This window comes from Clostridium aromativorans, assembly GCF_020908015.1.
In the GTDB taxonomy this organism is placed as follows: Bacteria; Bacillota; Clostridia; order Clostridiales; family Clostridiaceae; genus Clostridium_B; species Clostridium_B aromativorans.
Genome location: NZ_JAJJPB010000014.1, coordinates 76,050 through 96,386 on the forward strand (window position 1 = coordinate 76,050; position 20,337 = coordinate 96,386).

General features: G+C 31.5%; 18 protein-coding genes. 5 read left to right on the forward strand and 13 right to left on the reverse strand.

Features of this window, described 5'->3' with window-relative positions; all coding sequences use genetic code 11:
* Positions 1-291: 291 nt before the first annotated feature.
* Complete coding sequence (locus LN736_RS11625) at positions 292-1,275, forward strand: tyrosine recombinase XerC (protein ID WP_150358749.1); 984 nt, start codon at positions 292-294, stop codon at positions 1,273-1,275.
* Positions 1,276-1,320: 45 nt separating this feature from the next.
* Here LN736_RS11625 and LN736_RS11630 read toward each other — a convergent pair whose 3' ends face one another.
* Complete coding sequence (locus tag LN736_RS11630; protein ID WP_229981569.1) at positions 1,321-1,704, reverse strand: hypothetical protein; 384 nt, start codon at positions 1,702-1,704, stop codon at positions 1,321-1,323.
* Between the two features lie 172 nt (positions 1,705-1,876).
* Between LN736_RS11630 and lexA the strand changes: the two genes are divergently transcribed.
* On the forward strand, positions 1,877-2,485 hold the full coding sequence (lexA, locus tag LN736_RS11635) for a transcriptional repressor LexA (protein ID WP_150358747.1): 609 nt from the start codon (positions 1,877-1,879) through the stop codon (positions 2,483-2,485).
* A 69-nt stretch (positions 2,486-2,554) separates the two neighbouring features.
* Here lexA and LN736_RS11640 read toward each other — a convergent pair whose 3' ends face one another.
* The 7 genes from LN736_RS11640 to LN736_RS11670 all read right to left on the reverse strand — a co-directional run bounded on the left by LN736_RS11640 (position 2,555) and on the right by LN736_RS11670 (position 11,429).
* Entirely contained in the window at positions 2,555-3,838 is a 1,284-nt protein-coding gene (locus tag LN736_RS11640; RefSeq protein ID WP_229981570.1) for a methionine gamma-lyase family protein, read from the reverse strand.
* A 121-nt stretch (positions 3,839-3,959) separates the two neighbouring features.
* A complete protein-coding gene (gene hfq / locus LN736_RS11645; RefSeq protein WP_150358745.1) occupies positions 3,960-4,211 on the reverse strand; it encodes an RNA chaperone Hfq in 252 nt (83 codons plus the stop codon).
* A gap of 92 nt (positions 4,212-4,303) precedes the next feature.
* A complete protein-coding gene (gene miaA, locus LN736_RS11650; protein ID WP_150358744.1) occupies positions 4,304-5,236 on the reverse strand; it encodes a tRNA (adenosine(37)-N6)-dimethylallyltransferase MiaA in 933 nt (310 codons plus the stop codon).
* A gap of 10 nt (positions 5,237-5,246) precedes the next feature.
* Complete coding sequence (mutL, locus tag LN736_RS11655) at positions 5,247-7,082, reverse strand: DNA mismatch repair endonuclease MutL (RefSeq protein ID WP_229981571.1); 1,836 nt, start codon at positions 7,080-7,082, stop codon at positions 5,247-5,249.
* Between the two features lie 28 nt (positions 7,083-7,110).
* Positions 7,111-9,753 carry a DNA mismatch repair protein MutS gene (mutS, locus tag LN736_RS11660; RefSeq protein WP_179977356.1) on the reverse strand — a complete coding sequence of 881 codons (2,643 nt, stop codon included), beginning with the start codon at positions 9,751-9,753 and terminating at the stop codon, positions 7,111-7,113.
* A 17-nt stretch (positions 9,754-9,770) separates the two neighbouring features.
* On the reverse strand, positions 9,771-11,114 hold the full coding sequence (gene miaB, locus LN736_RS11665) for a tRNA (N6-isopentenyl adenosine(37)-C2)-methylthiotransferase MiaB (protein ID WP_229981576.1): 1,344 nt from the start codon (positions 11,112-11,114) through the stop codon (positions 9,771-9,773).
* Between the two features lie 72 nt (positions 11,115-11,186).
* Positions 11,187-11,429 (reverse strand): GntR family transcriptional regulator, encoded by a 243-nt coding sequence (locus LN736_RS11670; RefSeq protein WP_150358944.1) that lies wholly within the window; start codon positions 11,427-11,429, stop codon positions 11,187-11,189.
* Between the two features lie 351 nt (positions 11,430-11,780).
* Here LN736_RS11670 and LN736_RS11675 point away from each other — a divergent pair, with 351 nt between their 5' ends.
* From LN736_RS11675 to LN736_RS11685, 3 genes are all read left to right on the forward strand, one after another.
* The gene (locus tag LN736_RS11675; RefSeq protein ID WP_179977355.1) at positions 11,781-12,965 is read left to right on the forward strand and encodes an aminotransferase-like domain-containing protein; all 1,185 of its coding nucleotides are present in this window, start codon (positions 11,781-11,783) and stop codon (positions 12,963-12,965) included.
* A gap of 57 nt (positions 12,966-13,022) precedes the next feature.
* Positions 13,023-13,178: a hypothetical protein gene (locus LN736_RS11680; RefSeq protein WP_179977354.1), complete on the forward strand. Its 156-nt coding sequence runs from the start codon at positions 13,023-13,025 to the stop codon at positions 13,176-13,178.
* Between the two features lie 65 nt (positions 13,179-13,243).
* Positions 13,244-14,440 (forward strand): pyridoxal phosphate-dependent aminotransferase, encoded by a 1,197-nt coding sequence (locus LN736_RS11685; protein ID WP_229981572.1) that lies wholly within the window; start codon positions 13,244-13,246, stop codon positions 14,438-14,440.
* A 50-nt stretch (positions 14,441-14,490) separates the two neighbouring features.
* Here LN736_RS11685 and LN736_RS11690 read toward each other — a convergent pair whose 3' ends face one another.
* From LN736_RS11690 to LN736_RS11710, 5 genes are all read right to left on the reverse strand, one after another.
* Complete coding sequence (locus LN736_RS11690) at positions 14,491-15,378, reverse strand: GNAT family N-acetyltransferase (RefSeq protein ID WP_229981573.1); 888 nt, start codon at positions 15,376-15,378, stop codon at positions 14,491-14,493.
* 47 nt (positions 15,379-15,425) lie between these two features.
* Positions 15,426-15,806: an adenosylmethionine decarboxylase gene (speD, locus tag LN736_RS11695; protein ID WP_150358939.1), complete on the reverse strand. Its 381-nt coding sequence runs from the start codon at positions 15,804-15,806 to the stop codon at positions 15,426-15,428.
* 250 nt (positions 15,807-16,056) lie between these two features.
* Positions 16,057-17,970 carry a bifunctional 4-hydroxy-3-methylbut-2-enyl diphosphate reductase/30S ribosomal protein S1 gene (locus tag LN736_RS11700; protein ID WP_229981574.1) on the reverse strand — a complete coding sequence of 638 codons (1,914 nt, stop codon included), beginning with the start codon at positions 17,968-17,970 and terminating at the stop codon, positions 16,057-16,059.
* 16 nt (positions 17,971-17,986) lie between these two features.
* Positions 17,987-18,655 carry a (d)CMP kinase gene (cmk, locus tag LN736_RS11705; protein WP_150359029.1) on the reverse strand — a complete coding sequence of 223 codons (669 nt, stop codon included), beginning with the start codon at positions 18,653-18,655 and terminating at the stop codon, positions 17,987-17,989.
* Positions 18,656-18,843: 188 nt separating this feature from the next.
* Positions 18,844-20,067 (reverse strand): BaiN/RdsA family NAD(P)/FAD-dependent oxidoreductase, encoded by a 1,224-nt coding sequence (locus LN736_RS11710; RefSeq protein WP_150359071.1) that lies wholly within the window; start codon positions 20,065-20,067, stop codon positions 18,844-18,846.
* Between the last annotated feature and the right edge of the window lie 270 nt (positions 20,068-20,337).

Consider the following 20,337-nt stretch of genomic DNA (forward strand, 5'->3'; position numbering starts at 1 on the left):
TTTAACTTAAAATGAATTATTTAAGAAATAAAAATTCATTTATAACTTTATTGATAAGCAGTTTTTTACAAATTAGCACAATATATTTGCAAAACAAGCTTTAATTCATATTGTGTGAAAAATTTGTTATCAAGTAATTCTTAAATTAACATGTGTTTTGCTTATTTGGATAAAAAAATTATAAATTTAGTACAATAAAAGAAGGATTTTGAACAGCTTTTATAGAATACTTAACTTCGCTAAATAATCATTTAGCGAAGTTAAAGTTATTTTTGGAAAGGAGAAGACTTTATGCAGTATAACCTAAAACATGTTTACAATCCCAGGCTTCCCAAATGTCTAAATGACTTCTTAAACTATCTTGGAACCATTAGGGGAAAATCAAAAAATACATTAAATGGCTATAAAGTGGATCTTACCATGTTTTTTAGATTCTTAAAACTTTACAAAGGTCTCATTAAAGGAAACTATGAATTTAAAAAAATAAAAATAAACGATATAGATGAAAATTTTATAAGACAGATAGATTTAAGTGATCTGTTTGCGTTTATATCCTTTACCGAGAATTATAGAAATAACGGAAGTTATACCAGGGCCAGAAAAGTAGCAGCTCTAAAATCCTTCTTTAAATATCTCTGCAATAAGGCCAAGATAATAGATGAAAACCCTGCTCTGGAATTGGAATCACCTAAAATAAGCAAAAGAAATCCAATTTATTTGAGCTTAGGCGAAAGCAGAGCTTTATTAAGAGCTGTAGATGGAAAGTTCAAAAAAAGAGATTATTGTATAATAACTTTCTTTTTAAATTGCGGGATGAGATTATCTGAATTATGCGGTATAAATATTTCAAATATTAAAGATGACACCTTGACTGTAGTTGGAAAGGGAAATAAAGAAAGGACTATATATCTAAACAGGGCCTGCATGGAAGCTCTTGATATCTATGTTAAAGAAAGAAATAAATATTATAATAAGATAAAAAATAAAGATGCTCTTTTCATAAGCAGGAATTACAACAGAATAAACAAAAGAACTGTAGAGTTAATGTTAAAAAAATATTTGAAAAATGCCGGCCTAGATAGTGAAAAGTATACCCCCCATAAATTGAGACATACTGCGGCTACCCTCATGTACAAATACGGCAATGTAGATATAAGAAGCCTTCAAAAAATATTGGGCCACGAAAATATATCCACTACTCAGATCTACACCCATGTGGATGACGAAAAACTCAGAGAAGCAGTAAAATCAAACCCTTTAAGTGAAGAAAAATAGCAAAAGACCGGAATTTTCTTCCGGTCTCAATTTGGATATAAAACACTACTTGCTATTTTTATGCTTTTTTTGAACTCTTATAAGCCCAGGATATTCTTCATATGCAACTTTATCAAAAATCTCCTTATTTTCTAAGGCCTCTTTCAATCCGTCTACATCTTCTATAAATTCAATACTGGAATTCTCTTCGGAATAATGAGAATGAAAATCATCTGAGTAATAATTCTTCTCCTCTCTCTCATATTCTCTGGATTCATTTTTATCGTCTATAATATCATCAATTTTTATGGCTTTCATATCATATCCTTCCATTTCAAGACATTTTCCACAATTATCACATTTTTTATTTGGATCCAAATCACATACATCACATTCACCACAGTTATCGCACAGTTTATTTTTATCAAGTATACAATAATAATTTTTCATAATATCTCCTTCTTACTATCTAACTATTATGTAACAAAATTAGTATAGAACATAAGTTTGATATTTGTCAACTTCTATGATATAATTCACATCAAGTGATTCTATTGTCTAACTTTACACTTTGTAATGAATTTGATAGACTTCTAATAAATAAAGTATAGGAGTGTTTTTTATGAAAAATTCTAGTAATAATAGACAGCTTCAGATATACGAATTTATAAAATCTCAGATTAGAGAAAAAGGGTACCCTCCTTCTGTTAGAGAAATATGTGCAGCTGTTGGCTTAAGGTCTACTTCCACTGTTCACAACCATCTTGAAAAATTGGAAAAAAGAGGCTTTATAAAGAGGGACGGAATTAAATCTAGGACTATAGAAATCGTAGAAAAATCAATTCCTCAAAAAGAAATGATAGATATACCTATCATAGGAGATATAGCTGCTGGCACGCCTATTTTAGCCACTGAAAATATAGAAGATTTTTTCCCTGTTCCCATGGATTATATTAAAAATGATAAAAAATTATTTATGTTAAAAGTAAAGGGAGAGAGCATGATAGATGCAGGCATACTAGATGGTGATTTCTCCATACTAGAGCAGACTAATTTTGCTGAAAATGGTGATATAGTTGCAGCCTTGATTGAAAACGAGGCCACTCTAAAAAGATTTTTCAGAGAAAAGAACAGCATAAGGCTGCAGCCAGAAAATAAGAATATGTCCCCTATTATAGTAGATGATTGTAAAATCATAGGTAAATTAGTAGGCATATACAGAAAATATTAATCCAATTGTAAACAATCTGAAACAGAGATCTGTTTATTAAGAAGCAAATCTCTGTTTTAACCTTATGTTCTATAATATGTTTGATAGAGCCACAAGTATCCCTACTTTGGCATGATCAAAAGTCAATCCACCTTGAAGATATCCTATATAAGGCTCTCTTATAGGGGCATCTGCAGATAGTTCTATAGAGGATCCCTGTACAAAAGCACCTGCAGCCATTATAACTTGATCTGAGTATCCCGGCATATCCCAGGGCTCGCATTTAACAAATGAATCCACTGGTGATCCTTTTTGAATGGCTCTGCAGAAGTTTATCAATTTCGATTTATCATTGAATTTAATTGCTTGTATTATATCACTTCTTTTATCATTGTACTTAGGCAGAACTTCAAATCCTGCTAATTCCATAATTCTAGCACAAAAAATAGCACTCTTTACTGCTTCTATGGAGATATGTGGAGCTAGAAATAATCCTTCGTATAAAAGCCTCATGACTCCAAAGGTTGAACCGCACTCCCCTCCTATTCCTGGAACAGTCAATCTATATGAGGCTTGAGTTACATATTCCTCTTTGCCAACTATGTAACCACCTGTAGGTGCTATTCCACCACCTATATTCTTTATGAGTGAGCCTGCTGCTAGATCAGCGCCTACATCTGTGGGCTCTAAAGTATCTATAAATTCACCGTAGCAATTGTCTACAAAGCATATTACATTGGGTCTTATCTTCTTTACAAAATCAATTATATTCTTAATCTCAGATACAAGAAGAGATTTTCTCCAACCGTAGCCGGTGGATCTCTGTATATGTACTAATTTTATACTGTCATTTTTTTTAAGATGCTTTTCTATGCTCTCGAAGTCTATCCTATTATCCTCGGTTAAGTTCACCTGTTCATAATTTATACCATATTCCACAAGAGAGCCCATGTTTTTTTTATTAGTGCCTATGCCTATTAAATTATGTAAAGTGTCATAGGGAGTACCACATACGGAAAGCATCGTATCTCCGGGACGTAAGTTTCCAAATATTGCACAGCAAAGGGCATGGGTTCCATTTACAAAATGTGGTCTTACGAGTCCACTCTCTGAATTGAATACATCTGCATATACCTTATCTAAAGAATCTCTACCTATGTCACCATACCCATACCCTGATGAATTGGTAAAATGTGCTTCACTTATTCTCTCCTTCTGCAGTGCATCTAAAACTTTTATTTGATTGTATTCCCTTATTTCATCATAGTATTTAAATTGATCCCTTATATCCTCTAAGGCTTTTTCATATAGATCAATTATTTTTTCACTTATTTTATATGCTTTTCTGAGTTTTTCCTTAGTTATATCTAACAATATTGGTACCTCCCTAAATATAATGAGTGATATATATTACAATAAAAGCACACAGAAAGGGAATAGGCAGCACCTATTCCTCTCTATATTTCACAATAGCTTAATTACTTGATATTTTTAGTTACTCTTTATAATCTTCCGTTTCAATTTGCGCATTAAATAAGATTGACCTTATGGGTGTAATAGTGGAAATTGCATGTTTATATACCATCATCTGCTTGCCAGCACAATCTAATATGACTGTAAAATTGTCAAATCCCTTTACAGTTCCCTTAATTTGAAATCCATTGGTCAAATATATGGTAACTGAAATTCTATTTTTTCTCGCACCATTTAAAAAAATATCCTGTAAATTATTAGCTGGTTTACTCATAGCTCTCACCCTCCATAATTTTTATTATATAATTCTATAGATATCGCAAAAATTTTCAGTATCAATGAATCCTATTACAGTTAAATTTAAAACTACTGTATGGATTCAAATTTATTTATTATATGATCAGCTATTTCACTACGACAATTAAAATCATCTTCATCTATCCATATGGCTCTTTTGTCTTTTCTAAACCATGTCAATTGCCTTTTAGCATAATTTCTACTTCCCTTTTTAACTAAATATATAGCTTCATCTAAAGATATCTTACCTTCTAAATAGCTTAGTATTTCTTTATATCCTATAGCTTTCATGGATTGCATATCTGCTGTATATCCCATAGATTTTAAATTTCTGACTTCATCTATGAGTCCCCTTTCCAACATTATATCCACTCTCTTATTAATTCTCTGGTATAATTTAGCTCTATCCATAGTCAATACAAAATAATATATCTTATATGGTATCTTGCATAAATGATTTTCAGTATTAAATTCACCTATGGTTTTTCCCGTAAGTTTATAAACTTCTAGAGCTCTAATGACCCTTTTTAAGTCATTGGGATAAAGTTTTTCATAGGATAACCTATCTACATCTTTTAAAAGAGAATGTACATACTCTCTCCCCTGATCCCCAGCTAATTTTTGAAGGTATCTTCTGTAATTTTTATCTATCTTAGCATCTGTAAAATCATAGTTGCATATAAGAGAATTAATATAAAGACCTGTACCTCCTACTAACATTGGAAGTCTGTTTCTTTTACATATCCCATCTATAGTTTTTACAGCCAGTTTTTTATATTCTGATACATTAAAACTTTTGTCGGGTTCAATAAAGTCTATCAAGTGATGTGGTATTCCCTTCATTTCTTCTACTGTAATTTTTGCAGAACCTATATTCATATATTTGTATATTTGCATAGAGTCTGCAGATATTATTTCGCCATCTAATTCTTTGGCAATTTCTATGGATATATCACTTTTCCCCACTGCAGTAGGGCCTGCTAATATAAATAAATTTTGCATATCTTTCCCCTCACTGTATTCGCTTGAATTTTTTCTCCAAATCATTTAATGTAAATTTTATTATAACGGGCCTTCCGTGAGGACAAGTATAAGGATCTTCTATAAACCTCAATTCTTCAAGTAAACTTTTCATTTCCATATGCGACAGATGATCTTTTGCCTTAATAGCAGCTTTGCAGGCAAGTGTTGCTATGGAAAGATATTTTACTTCCCAGGGTTCTCCGGATCCCATATTTTTTAAATTGTCAATCATATCCATAAATAAATTTTTAATATCCGGTTTTCCGAGTATCATAGGTACTTCCCTTATGCTCACAGCCGTATCTCCAAATAATTCTACCTTGAACCCAGTTTTCTTAAATACATTTTCATTTTCCATATAATAATTATAATCAATAGGTGTAAGTTCCATAACTACCGGTGTGGCTAATACTTGGGACAGTATATCACCTTTTTGAATACTTTTCTTATATTTTTCAAAGAGAATTTTTTCATGGGCAGCATGTTGATCTACCATGTATAAATTATTCCCGTCCTCTGCTATTATATAAGTATTGTGAAACTGACCGATTATTTCAAGAGGTGGAAATTTAGCAATTGCATTCTCCCTATGCTTAGTTTTCCCATTCACCTCATCTGCTGAATCTATCTGTAGATTAGGATAATGGGATTTATATAGATTCGATTCATGTTCTCGAAATCTACCAGCATTTTCATTGATAAAATTATTATACTCTTTCTTTTCACTGTCTGAATTTAAATAATTTTTACTATTTAAAGACTCTAAATCAACCGGAATCTGGATTTCCCTCACATGGGTGGATTCAATATCAGGCTCAATAGTAAAAGAATCCTTCAAACTGTCCCTAAGGGCTTCATGAACGGCATCAAATACAAATTTAAATACCATTCCAGAGTCACTGAATTTTACTTCCCATTTAGCAGGATGAACATTTACATCTATAAACTCAGGAAATATATCTATAAACAATATAAAAAAAGGAAATTTATTTATAGTAATAAAAGATTTAAATGCCTTTTCCACAGCTGTAGCTATGGATTTATTCTTAACATATCTTTTATTTACAAATAGACTCTGATTATTTCTACTGCCACGGCTTATTTCAGAATTTCCTATATATCCGTAAATTGAAATTATGTCACCGTGTTTTTCTATAGGAATTACATTTTCGTAAATATTTTTGCCATATATACACCGTACAACATCCATTACGTTTCCCGAGCCATAGGTGGTGATAGATTTTTTGCCGTTTTTAAAAAATTTAAAAGAAATATCCGCATTAGCCAAGGAAAGCCTGCTTATTATGTCTGAAATTCCCGCAGCTTCTCTACCGGGAGATTTTAAAAACTTTTGCCTTGCAGGTACATTGAAAAATAAATTTTTCACTAAAACTGAAGTTCCAGGATTGCATCCACTGTGTTGAACACCTTCTAGTTTCCCGCCATTTATTTTTATTTCCATACCTGAATCAAACTGAGCGGTTCTGCTCTTAAGAATTACATTGGATACCGCAGCTATACTCGCCAGAGCCTCACCTCTAAATCCCATGGTGTTTACCTTTTCCAGATCTTCTACACTGCTTATTTTACTTGTAGCATGGGGCATAAAGGCCTTTTCTATGTCCATTGGATGTATTCCGCAGCCATCGTCCAGTACTTTTATGGATTTTTCTCCGCCTTCCTCAATTTCTACAGTTATATTTTTAGCACCCGAGTCTATACTATTTTCAAGTAATTCCTTTACTACAGAGGAAGGACCTTCCACAACTTCTCCTGCGGCAATTTTATTTGAAGTATTTATATCCAGAAGATTTATCCTTTTCATGGTATATCAATCCTTTGTTTATTTAAAATTATATAGACTTCACTCTTTTTATTATATCATAAAGTTTATTAAAACCATCCATAGGTGTCATATTTAATATATCTATATTTTTAATTTCCTTAATCAAGGCTTCTTTTTCCATATCTGAAAACCCCAATTGTCTATTTAACTTAATATTTTTTTTATTTTTTAAAGTATTATTATTTTCTGCTTCATCCGATTTTTTAATAAATGTATTTTTACTTCGTACAGAGTCACAGGATTTTTCATTTTCCAGGCTATCTAATATTTCCTGGGCTCTTTTCAAGACCTTCTCAGGAAGTCCAGCAAGCTTTGCAACTTCAATACCATAGGACTTATCTGCCCCGCCTTTTATAATCTTTCTTAAAAATACTATATTGTTATCTACTTTTTTAACAGATACACAGTAATTTCTAACCCCACTTATCGTACCTTCCAATTTAGTCAACTCATGATAATGAGTTGCAAATAGTGTCTTACTCTTTAACTTATTGTTCTTACATATATATTCTATTACGGACCAGGCTATGCTGAGGCCATCATAAGTGCTGGTTCCCCTGCCGACTTCATCTAATAAGATTAAACTTCTGTTAGTAGCATTTTTCAATATATTTGAAACTTCCCACATTTCTACCATAAAGGTACTTTTACCCGAAGATAGATCATCAGATGCACCTATTCTGGTAAATATCTTATCGCAGATAGATATAGATGCCCTTTTAGCTGGAACAAAGCATCCTATTTGAGCCATAATTACAATTAGGGCTACCTGCCGCATATAAGTGGATTTGCCTGCCATATTGGGTCCTGTTATTAAAAGAAGTTGATTTTCAGAAGCGTCCATATTGGTATTATTTGATATGAATTCTCCCGAGGGTATCATCTTCTCTACTATAGGGTGTCTGCCCTCTTCTATTGATATTTTATCTGAAAGAGTAATATCAGGTTTACAGTAATTATTTTCCACGGCCACTTTTGCCAGGGAGCTCAAGCAGTCAATTTGGGCAATTATTTCGGCGGAGGTCTGCATTCTATTAATTTCCTTTTCTATTGCATTTCTAATATCTATAAAGGTATTATACTCTAAAGATATCAATTCGTCTTCTGCTCCTAAAATTTTGTCTTCCATTTCCTTTAATTCTGGAGTTATATATCTCTCCGCATTCGAAAGAGTTTGTTTTCTTATGTATCTGCCCTCTGGTACCATGCTCAAGTTGCTCTTGGTCACTTCTATATAGTATCCAAACACTTTGTTATAGCCTATTTTCAATGACTTTATTTTGGTAATCTCCCTCTCCCTCTGTTCAAGAGAAGCTATCCAGTCCTTGCCATGAGTTTTTACCTCTCTTAATTCATCTATTTTGCTGTTATAGCCCTCCTTTATTAAATTGCCTTCTTTTAAAGAAATTGAGGGGTTCTCCAATATGGAACTATCTATCAACGACCATATATCTTTTAATTCATCCAGATTTTCATACATGTTTTCTAATAATTTAGTTTTAAAATGCGACAGTATGGATTTCACATTAGGTATCTTCTCTATAGAATTTTTTAGAGAATTCAATTCCCTGGCATTTACACTTTTAGAAGATATTTTTCCCACCAGTCTCTCAACATCGTATATATTCTTTAAGGCTTCCCTTAAATCCTCGTGATAGGATATGTCATCAGAAAGTTCCTCTACGGAATTCAACCTCTCAATTATTTTATTCCTGTCCATAAGCGGTTGTTCCAACCATTTTCTAAGTTTTCTTCCCCCCATGGCAGTATTGGTCTTATCTATGACCCAGAGAAGAGATCCCTTCTTTTTGTTTTCCCTCAAACTCTCTGTTATTTCCAGATTTCTTCTAGAATTACCGTCTATAAGCAAATAGTCAATTACATTGTAATATTGAAGTTTATTTATATGGGAAAAATTAGTTTTTTGGGTTTCATGTATATACTTAAGAAGAGAACTGCAGCATTTCATGGTTTCAATTTTATATTCTCGTGGATTAAAATCTGCAAATTGTCCCTTTAATATTTTTTCCACATTTTGAGAAAAATAATCCATATTTAATTTAGTAATGGATCCATTAAAAAATTCCTTTATTTTGCTCAATAATGAGCTTTCAATATCCTCTTGAACTAAAATCTCTTTTGGACTATATTTGGATATTTCATCCATAATTATAGATAAATCAAAAGGAGTATCTGTACAATCAAATTCTCCTGTAGATATATCTGCAAAGCATAGTGCTGAATTCTCATTTTTATCTATGTACAAGCACATTATATAGTTGTTTTTATTTTCTTCTAAAAAAGTAGAATCGGTATAAGTACCGGGGGTTATAAGTTTAATAATACCCCTCTTCACCAAACCTTTTGCAAGAGCAGGATCTTCTAGCTGTTCACATATAGCTATTTTATAGCCCTTGTTTATCAAACGGCCCACATATGAATTGGCTGCATGATATGGAATACCGCACATAGGTGCCCTTTCTTTTAAACCGCAATCCCTTCCAGTAAGAACTAATTCCAATTCTCTAGCTGCTGTCTTTGCATCTTCAAAAAACATTTCATAAAAATCACCTAACCTAAAAAACAGTATATAGTCCTTGTATTTTTCCTTCATCTCCATATACTGTTTCATCATTGGAGTCAATGTCACTTTGGTTCCTCCTTCTGTTATATCTGTTTACCTGAAAGTGAAAAAGAATGTGCTTTACTTATTCTAACCTTTACCAATCTTCCTATGGAATCTACATCTCCCTGAAAATTAACAAGCTTACCGGTTCTTGTTCTTCCCATAAGTTTCGCACTATTGTTTTTGCTAAGACCTTCAACCAGTATCTCTTCTATTTTCCCCTCGTATACCTTGTTTTTCTTGGCTGAAGATTCATTTACAACTTCTACAAGCCTGTTAAATCTTTCATGTTTTATATTTTCAGGAACCTGTTCTTCCAATTTATCAGCCGGAGTTCCCTTTCTCCTGGAATATATAAAAGTAAAAGCGGAATCATATTCTACTTCTTTTGCCAGATTTAAAGTCTCTTCAAAGTCCTCCTCACTTTCTCCCGGAAATCCGACCATTATATCTGTAGTAATGGCTGCTTCAGGAATTTTTTTCCTTATTTTATATATTAGCTCCAAGTACTGTTCTTTTGAATAATTTCTGTTCATTCTTTTTAATATATTATTAGAACCAGATTGTACTGGAAGGTGTATTTGTTCACATACCTTATCACATTCTAAAACTGCATCTATTACATCCTCAGTTAAATCTTTTGGATGTGATGTCATAAATCTAATTCTATCAAGTCCCTCTATACCGTTGATTCTCCTCAGCAGCTGGCTGAACTTTACCTTTGGAACCAAATCTTTACCATAGGAATTTACATTCTGACCTAAAAGTGTAATTTCCTTGTAACCTTTTGAAACCAGATCTTTTATTTCATCTTCAATATTTACAGGGTTACGGCTTCTCTCCCTTCCCCTTACATAGGGAACTATACAGTAAGTACAGAAATTATTGCAGCCATACATTATAGTTACAAAAGCCTTTACAGTACTTTCCCTGTCTATTGGAATACCTTCTACAATACCGGTCTCTCTATCCTGAATCTCCACTACAGAACTGTTTTCCTGGCGTACTGTATTCAAATATTGGGGAAACTTATAAGCATTATGAGTTCCGAAAATTATATCCACAAAGGGAAATTTTTTAATTATGTTTTCTGCCATATGCTTTTGCTGCATCATACATCCACATAGAGCTATTATAAGATTTGGGTTTTCCCTTTTCATCTTTTTCAATGCTCCCAAATGTCCGTATACCTTAAGTTCCGCATTTTCTCTTACACAACAGGTGTTGAGTATAATCAAATCCGCATTAATTTTACTTTCCGTTCTTATATATCCCATTTTTTTCAGCATTCCGGACAATTTTTCCGAATCCTCTTCATTCATCTGACAGCCCCATGTCTCAATAAAAAAGGTTTTTTCTATTTTATCTTTATTGCAGCATCGCATATCTGCAGTGAATTTTTGTGTTATCATTTCTTGTTCTCCAATTCATATTGTTTTTACTTTATAATTATATCCTTAATATCTATTTGTGTAAACATTCTGCAACTGCAGTATCTTTAATTTGCCACGTTTGGAATAGATATAACCCATCTCCTGTAACCTTTCATAAGCTTTTCTAGCCACTATTCTTGGGACTTTATAAATATCAGCTAAATCATTTTCTGATGGTAATTTATCATTGTTCTTATATTTTTTATTATTGATGTTGTATATTAATTCATCGATAATTTTAATTTCAATATCATTATTATCATTCATAGTTTCCACCTCAGTTTTTTATATATATTCATACTAAATTAGTTTTCTTAATCCAATATTTTATATTCGTAAAATAAAATTAACAATTAAGTTCAATATATCAATATTTATTATATATATTGATAGAATATATTAAAATTTTTATTGAAAATCTCTCTTAAAAATTATATTATTATAGTATAAGATAATACATTTATAAATCAAATAACAGCAATATGATTTTTCTGATTTTTTTGACTTTTAATATGTATTATTGCATTTTATAAAAAAGTAACATTATTTATACATTTATTTGAAGAAGGTGATATGGGAATTATTGCATTTCAAATATTTATCTAGGGGGGATTTTTCATGGAGATAAGTTTTTCACAACGAGCAGAAGGACTAAAAGCTTCAGAAATAAGGGAACTTTTAAAATTAACTGAGATGCCTGAAATAATTTCTTTTGCTGGAGGATTGCCTGCACCAGAATTGTTTCCTGTAAGAGAAATGAAAAAAGTAATGCAGGATGTTTTAGATCAAGACGGCATTGGTACTATGCAATATAGTACTACAGAAGGATTTAAACCTTTAAGAGAGATAATAGCAAAACAGAGAATGGTTGCTTCAGGAGTAAATGTAACCGGTGAGGATATAATCATAACCAGCGGTTCTCAACAGGGAATTGAATTTTCCGCAAGGATGTTTGTAAATGAAGGAGATACCATAGTATGCGAAAGCCCAAGTTATATGGGAGCAATCAATGCATTTAATGCCTACAGACCTAAATTTACCGAAATAGAAATGGATGAAAATGGTATGATAATTGAAAAACTTGAGGAAGAACTCAAAACAAATAAAAGAGTGAAAATGATCTATACCATTCCAGATTTTCAAAATCCTACGGGAATAACCATGTCTGATGACAGAAGAAAAAGGTTAGCTGAGCTGGCTAAAGAATACAAAGTTCCTGTGATTGAGGACAATCCTTATGGCGAACTTATTTTTGAAGGTACAACTCATCCTTCTATAAAGAGTTTTGATAAAGATGGATGGGTAATATACCTTGGCACATATTCAAAAACATTTTGTCCTGGTTTTAGAATTGGTTGGATATGTGCTGCTCCTGAGATACTTCAAAAATATGTCATAATAAAACAAGGAGCAGATCTACAATCTAGCAGTTTAGATCAAAGGGCCACTGCACTATTTATGAAAACTTATAATCTAAATGAGCATATAAATGAGATAAAAAAAGTTTATGGTAAACGTCGAACTCTTATGCTTCAAAGTATAGATGAGTACTTTCCAAAAGAAGTTAAGCATACCAACCCCTATGGAGGATTGTTCGCGTGGGTTGAATTAAGGGAAGGTTTAAGTTCAAAAAAAATATTGGAAGAAGCCTTAAAAGAAAAAGTAGCCTATGTTCCAGGAGGTTCTTTCTTCCCGAATAGTGCACGTGATAATTATTTCAGATTAAATTATTCATGCATGTCAGAAGACAAAATTGTAGAGGGAATTAAAAGACTTGGAAAAGTACTTTATAAATATTACTAATTTATAGAATAAAATCTCTCCTTTTGGGTTAAACTTTCTCTAAAAGGAGAGGATATCATGTATGATATAAAAAATTCTGAAGAACTGGAAGAAAAAAAATGTAAATTAAGAGCTAATTGTATTGGAGATAGGGGTTATTTCAATAATTTTCAAAATCAAAGTATGTTTGAATTAAAATCAATTCATATTCCTATAAAAAATATAATTAAATGAAGAGATTTCATTGCGACATTTTTATAGCCTAGCTAATTTAAATCAAAAGTGGAGGGATATTTCTTATGAAATTATCAAATAGAATTTTAAACATGCAATTTTCACCTATACGTAAATTGGCACCTTATGCAACTGCTGCAAAAAAAAGAGGTATAAAGGTGTATCATTTAAATATTGGACAACCTGATGTAAAGACTCCAGATTTATTTTTTAAGGCAATTGAAAAATTTAAAACCAGTGTTCTAGCATATACAGAATCACAGGGAATGGATGAATTACAGGAAAGTTTTATAGAGTATTATAAAAAATGGGGTACGGAATTTACTAAAGATGAATTAGTAGTAACCAACGGCGGTAGTGAAGCTATAATGTTAACTTTCATGACTATATGCGATCCTGGAGATGAAATAATTTCACCTGAACCATTTTATACAAACTACAATGGATTTGCAGAAACAGCTTCAGCTAAAATGGTTCCATATTTGACAAAAGCAGAAGAGGGATTCCATCTGCCAAGTAAAGACGTAATAGAAAGTAAAATAACTGATAAAACAAGGGCACTTATGATTTCAAATCCTGGAAACCCAACAGGTACAGTATATTCTGCAGAAGAGCTCAGAATGCTTGGAGATATAGCTAAGGAACATGACTTATACCTTATAGCAGATGAAGTTTATAGGGAATTTGTATATGATGGATTAAATTACACTTCTATTCTAAGTCTAAAGGACATCGCCGATAGAGTAATTGTAGTGGATAGTATATCTAAACGTTATAGTGCATGTGGTGCAAGAATTGGACTAGTTGCCTCAAAAAATAAGGAATTTATTCACAATGTAATGAAATTATGCCAGTCTAGACTTTGCGTTCCTACGGTAGAGCAAATTGGAGCTACTGCATTAAAAGATACTCCCGAAAGCTATTTTGTTGAAACAAGAGCAGAATATCAAAAAAGAAGAGACATATTAATGGAAGGCCTTGGCAAAATACCTGGAGTGATATGTAAAAAGCCAAGCGGTGCTTTTTATGTAGTTGCAAAATTACCTGTTAAAAATGCGGAAAACTTTGCAAAATTCTTATTGACCGATTTTGAAAAGGATGGAAAGACAGTAATGGTTGCTCCTGCTAATGGTTTTTATGCTACACCAGGATTAGGGGAAGATGAAATAAGAATATCCTATTGCTTGAACTGTGATGATTTAAAAGACGCTGTAAATCTATTGAAAATAGCAATAGAAGAATATAAAAATACAAGAGAATAATTAATTATAGCCACCTGTTTTACAGGTGGCTCGTTTTAACCTTTTTCCATTCAAAAATCATTATCTCCATGCCTTAACTCCAAATAATATTGTTCCTTTTTCACTTCAAATCCAACACTTTTATACAAATTTAAAGCTATATAATTGGAGTTCTTTACTTTTATTATTATTTTATTGAATCCATTGGAATGTATTAATTTCAAAATATACATTAAGAGAAATTTACTATATCCCTTCCCTCTGAATTCTTTTATTATACCAAAATTTACTATAACAGGAATACCATTTTCTATAATAAACTGTCCATATCCTATATATTCATTGTTCTTTTTTAAAAAAACTGCACCTTTTTCAAAATAATAATCCTGAACTTCATCAAAAAAAATATCTTCCAAAGTAAGGGGAACTCTATTGTCCTCTTGAAATATTTTATTTTGTATTTCACATCTTTTTCCTTCATCTTTACCTTTCTGCAGCATTTCAAATTCGAGTTCTCTATTTAAAATAAAATGCATATTTTCAGGAAGTTCCTTATACAAAATCAATGTACCTTCCTTTTTTTCAAATCCCACACTTTTTAACAGCTTAAAATTATAATCATTGTTTTCACATAAATATCTTATGATGCAATTTTCCTTAATGGTATTTATTAAATATTTATAGGGCAAACTACTCATATTATTGTATCCATATAATACATTCATAGCATTTATATAGCAAATATTCTTATTATAGATATCTGTCCAAATGTAGCCTATATATTTGACATTGTTTTTGATAAGTTTTACTTTATTTCTCAGAATCATCTTTTGAATAAAATTACAATTGTCATAGACCTGAAAAAAATCCTTATTTAAAGAATTAAATAGGGTTCGCTTACTATTTAGTTCTCTAAAATATTTTAAATTTTTCTTTATTAGCTTTATACATTTATACATTTAATTTTCACCTTATAAAATAAAAGATCACCTTACACGATGATCTCTTATATATTTGAGGCTTTTACTTCTACCACATGTTCGAATATACCTCTTTTTATCTCAGTTGCTGTCATATTTTTTGCATTAAACTTCTCCGTCATATAATTGCATGCATCCCAAGGATTTATTCTATCTCCACAAGTAAATACGTCCACAGCAGCATAACCAAGTTCTGGCCATGTATGGATGGTTAAATGGGATTCTGATATTATAACTACACCACTTACACCCTGTGGACTGAATTTGTGAAAAGCAACTTCTCTTATTTCAGCACCTGCCTTTAATGCAGAATCCACCATTATTTTCTCTATAAATTCTTTGCTATCCAATATTTCAGCATCACATCCGTAGATTTCTGCCAAAATGTGCCGTCCTAATTCATTCATTTTTCATATTTACCCCCTTAGATAAAATATAACAATTAAATTTTATCAAAAATAATGAAAAAGTCAATATATATAGCAATATTAAAAATTTACTTTTGAAACCTTTGAATACTTATATATTTCTCTAATTTCCTATATATATTGAAGAAAAAGAAATATTTTATAAAATTATATTTAAATTTCTAAGGTAGTAAGTTAATTTTAGTATAAAATTTAGAATAGCAGTACATTTATATTACAAAATTTTATATTAGATATCATCCACTTCTTTTATACTTAAAGCTATTTTTTCATTCTCCTTGTTTACTTCCAAGATTTTTGCTTTTACCTCTTCACCAACCTTTAACACATCTTCAGGTTTATCTATTCTCTTATGGCTTATTTGAGATATATGGACAAGTGCATCTACTCCGGGTTCCAATTCCACAAAAGCACCAAAACTTGCAAACCTGACTACTTTTCCAAGTACTACACTGCCTACTGGATATTTTACATCAACATTATTCCAAGGATTTTCCATAAGTTTTTTCATAGATAATGATAATTTTCTTTTTTCCTTATCCACATCCAATATATAAACTTTGATCTTATCTCCTATTTTTAAAACATCGCTTGGCTTACCTACTCTTCCCCAGGATAGTTCAGATACATGAAGCAAACCATCAACTCCCTGTACATCTACAAAAGCACCAAAATCAGTTAATCTTCTAACTTCTCCCTCCACTACTGTATCCTTTTGAAGTATATTCCAGGTTTTTTCCTCTATCTTTTCTCTTTCTGCCCTTAAGAGTTCTCTTCTCGAAGCTACTATTCTGGTTCCTCTTTTCTCCTCTTTAAATTCAATTATATTTACATCCAATTCTTTATCCACATATTGGGAAAGATCATTCACATGATATAATTCTACATGGGAAGCCGGTATAAAAACCCTAGCACCCTTATAATTTGCCACAAGTCCACCATTTACGGCTTCTTTTACCGTAACCTTTAAAATAGTATCCTTCCCATTATTTTCTCTTAATTCTCTATATGCATTTTCTCTTTCTAGTTCTAATTTAGAAAGCACTACATATCCATCTTCATTTTGTCTTCGTATTACCTTTACTTCCAGCTCATCACCCAGATGTATTAGCTGTTCCAAATCATCCTCTTCATTTCTGGTTATTTCAGATTTAGGAAGTATGCCATCCGATTTATATCCTATATTTAAAAAGACCTCATTTGGATTTACAGATATTACAGTCCCTTTGATTTTTTCCCCTAATATTATTTGAGTATCATTTTTATCCATATAAGATAATTGCTCATTTAATGCCAAATTTTTGTCATCACTCATTTTTAAAATTGCCTCCTTTATTATCCAATCTGGTGTCGAAGCTCCTGCTGTAACACCTATAGTTTTTATTTTATTAGATCTAATTATATTATCAGGTATTTCTCCTGAATTTTCAACATGAATAGTATTTTTACAATTATTTTTACATATTTCATATAATTTAGTGGTATTAGAACTATTTTTTCCCCCTAGTACTACCATCATATCAACTTTTTTTGAAATATCCTCTGCAGATTTTTGTCGGAATTCCGTGGCGCTACATATTGTGTTAAAAGCAATAAACTCTTTGCACTGTTTGATTACTACACTCAAAACTTTTTGCCAGTTGGATTGTCTTTCTGTAGTCTGTGATACTATGCAAAGTCTTGATGAAAGTTTATTTAAGTCTAATCCATCCTTAGATACAATTGCAGTATTTTCACACCAACCATTTATACCAATCACTTCAGGGTGAGTTTTATCACCTACTATTAATATAGAATACCCCAATTTATAATATTCTTGTACTTTTTTTTGTATATTTGAAACATATGGGCAGGTAGCATCTATTACATTTATTTTTTTATCCTTCAAAAAAGTAAATATATATTTAGGTACTCCGTGAGAACGTATTATGACTACATCTCCCTCTTTAAGATTGTTCATATCGTCCTTTTCTATAGGAAATATTCCCTTTTCCTCTAATTTTTTTACTACATTATTATTATGAATTAAAGGCCCTAAAGTATATATATTTTTTTTAAATTTTTTTTGAGTACTTACAGCTTTTTCCACAGCTCTCTTTACTCCAAAGCAAAATCCAGACTTATCTGCTAGTATAATTTTCATAATTTCACCTTAAATCTTATTGATTATGCCCTTCAATATATTTTATTATGTATTTTGAAATAATTTCTACAACCTCCAAAATAGAAAGATTAGAAGAATCTATTTCCACCGCATCTTCTGATTTCACAAGTGGAGAAACTGCCCTATGTGAATCTATATAATCTCTTTTAATTATTTCATCCAGTACTTTATCATATTCTGCAGGTATGCCTTTTTTATTAAGCTCTACACACCTTCTCTTAGCCCTTTCACTGGCACTGGCGGTAAGAAAAAATTTCAAAGGAGCATTTTTTAAAACCACAGTACCTATATCTCGTCCATCCATGACTACATTACACTTTGACGCTATTTTCTGCTGCATGTCTACCAATAATTTTCGCAGCTCAGAAATGGCAGCATAATTAGACACATTGCTGCTTATATTAGGTTGCCTTATAAGATCTGTAAAGTCTTTACCGTTCACTAAAATTCTATCTCCATCAAAACATATCTCAAGTGATTTTGCAATTTCACAAACGCCCTGCACATCTGTATAAGATACATCTTCCTTCATACACATAAGGGTAACAGCCCTATACATAAATCCCGTATTTATATACACAAGGCTAAATCTATGAGCTATAATATTTGCTATAGTACTTTTACCCGCAGCTGCAGGACCGTCAATCGCAACAGATATATTCAAAATAGTATTCCGCCTTTCTAGTGAAGCTATATCTATAAATAAAATTTTATACATAACATATTCTATTATATATTCTATAAAAAAATATAAAATCCTTTATTTTATAGGATTAATTTAATACATTCACGCATGCTTCATGTACAAAATTACTTTATGAGATAATTACAATTTTTATGTGAATCCTAAAATCACTTTATCTGAGTTCCAGCCAAAAACCCAGTAGATAATGCAATCTGCATATTAAAGCCTCCTGTATAACCATCTACATCAATTAATTCTCCAGCAAAATACAAATTTGATATTATTTTTGATCTCATTGTGGATGGATCTATTTCCTTTGTATTTACTCCACCAGATGTCACTATTGCTTCAGATATAGGACGGAGACCCTTTATATTCATGATAAAATTTTGTAATAAATCTACTAATTTTAATCTTTCTTCCCTTGTTATGGAATTACATTTCTTATTTGGATTTATGCTGGATAAATCTATAACTACTCCTATTAACTTCTTGGGCAGTAAATCCTCTAATGAATTCTTGAAATCTTTATTTGAATACTTCAAAAAATCTCTTTGTAATCTTTTATCCAATTGTTCAAATTGCAGAGCAGGTTTTAAATTTATAACCGCCTTCAAATTGGCATTATCTTCCACTACTCTACTTGCACTTAAAACAATAGGACCAGATATGCCAAAATGAGTAAACAGCATTTCACCAAATTCTCTATACAAAATATTGTTTCTAGAATCCACTATACTTAAAGTTACATTTTTTAATGAAAGTCCCTGTAGTTGATTTATCCAACTCTCCTTTATCTCTATAGGCACAAGAGCAGGCTTCAACTCTACTATAGTATGACCTAAATTCTCAGCTATTTTATATCCGTCTCCTGTGGAACCTGTATTAGGGTAAGATAATCCTCCTGTACAAAGTATAAAATAATCTCCATCTATTTTAGAATTATCCTCAAGCTGAACTGACTTTATCAATTTATCATGGCAGACAAATTTTTTTACCCTGGAATTTAGTTTTATTTTAACTCCTTCCTTTATAAGTTGATCTTTCATAGCATCAATTAAATCGGAAGATCTATTTGATATTGGGAAAATTCTATCCCCTCTCTCAATTTTTAATTTAACTCCCAAGTTATCAAAAAATTTCATGGTGTCTTCATTTGTAAATGAATAAAGAGAACTGTACAGGAAATAGGGATTTCCAGGAATATAATTAAAAAATTCATCTATGTTTTTTCCATTGGTTATATTACACCTTCCCTTTCCCGATATAAGCATCTTCTTGCCTAATTTTTCATTTCTTTCTATTATAATAACGTCTTTATTATTTTTTGCAGCAGTTATTGCCGCCATCATTCCCGATGGTCCGCCACCAACCACTATTATTTTTGCCATTAATCACACACCTTATTTTATATAAGAATAAGTATATTACCTTACTATAGTAATATACTACGCAAATTTATTCAATATAAATATTATATAAATTTATATTCTTTATTTTTAAATGCATATAAAATAAAAAACAGGCGAATCCATTTTAAATTCGCCCATTTTGAATTCAGTATTAATAATTAGTATATTCCCTGTGCATACATTGCATCTGCCACTTTTACAAATCCGGCAATATTAGCTCCTGCCAGCAGGTTATATCCAAATCCGTAT

Excerpts from the sequence above, each read along its gene's own strand:
- LN736_RS11625 (WP_150358749.1), top strand. The coding sequence starts at position 292 with ATGCAGTATAACCTAAAACATGTTTACAATCCCAGGCTTCCCAAATGT.
- LN736_RS11630 (WP_229981569.1), bottom strand. The coding sequence starts at position 1,704 with ATGAAAAATTATTATTGTATACTTGATAAAAATAAACTGTGCGATAAC.
- lexA (WP_150358747.1), top strand. The coding sequence starts at position 1,877 with ATGAAAAATTCTAGTAATAATAGACAGCTTCAGATATACGAATTTATA.
- hfq (WP_150358745.1), bottom strand. The coding sequence starts at position 4,211 with ATGAGTAAACCAGCTAATAATTTACAGGATATTTTTTTAAATGGTGCG.
- miaA (WP_150358744.1), bottom strand. The coding sequence starts at position 5,236 with ATGCAAAATTTATTTATATTAGCAGGCCCTACTGCAGTGGGGAAAAGT.
- mutL (WP_229981571.1), bottom strand. The coding sequence starts at position 7,082 with ATGAAAAGGATAAATCTTCTGGATATAAATACTTCAAATAAAATTGCC.
- miaB (WP_229981576.1), bottom strand. The coding sequence starts at position 11,114 with ATGCGATGCTGCAATAAAGATAAAATAGAAAAAACCTTTTTTATTGAG.
- LN736_RS11670 (WP_150358944.1), bottom strand. The coding sequence starts at position 11,429 with ATGAATGATAATAATGATATTGAAATTAAAATTATCGATGAATTAATA.
- LN736_RS11675 (WP_179977355.1), top strand. The coding sequence starts at position 11,781 with ATGGAGATAAGTTTTTCACAACGAGCAGAAGGACTAAAAGCTTCAGAA.
- LN736_RS11680 (WP_179977354.1), top strand. The coding sequence starts at position 13,023 with ATGTATGATATAAAAAATTCTGAAGAACTGGAAGAAAAAAAATGTAAA.
- LN736_RS11685 (WP_229981572.1), top strand. The coding sequence starts at position 13,244 with ATGAAATTATCAAATAGAATTTTAAACATGCAATTTTCACCTATACGT.
- LN736_RS11690 (WP_229981573.1), bottom strand. The coding sequence starts at position 15,378 with ATGTATAAATGTATAAAGCTAATAAAGAAAAATTTAAAATATTTTAGA.
- speD (WP_150358939.1), bottom strand. The coding sequence starts at position 15,806 with ATGAATGAATTAGGACGGCACATTTTGGCAGAAATCTACGGATGTGAT.
- LN736_RS11700 (WP_229981574.1), bottom strand. The coding sequence starts at position 17,970 with ATGAAAATTATACTAGCAGATAAGTCTGGATTTTGCTTTGGAGTAAAG.
- LN736_RS11710 (WP_150359071.1), bottom strand. The coding sequence starts at position 20,067 with ATGGCAAAAATAATAGTGGTTGGTGGCGGACCATCGGGAATGATGGCG.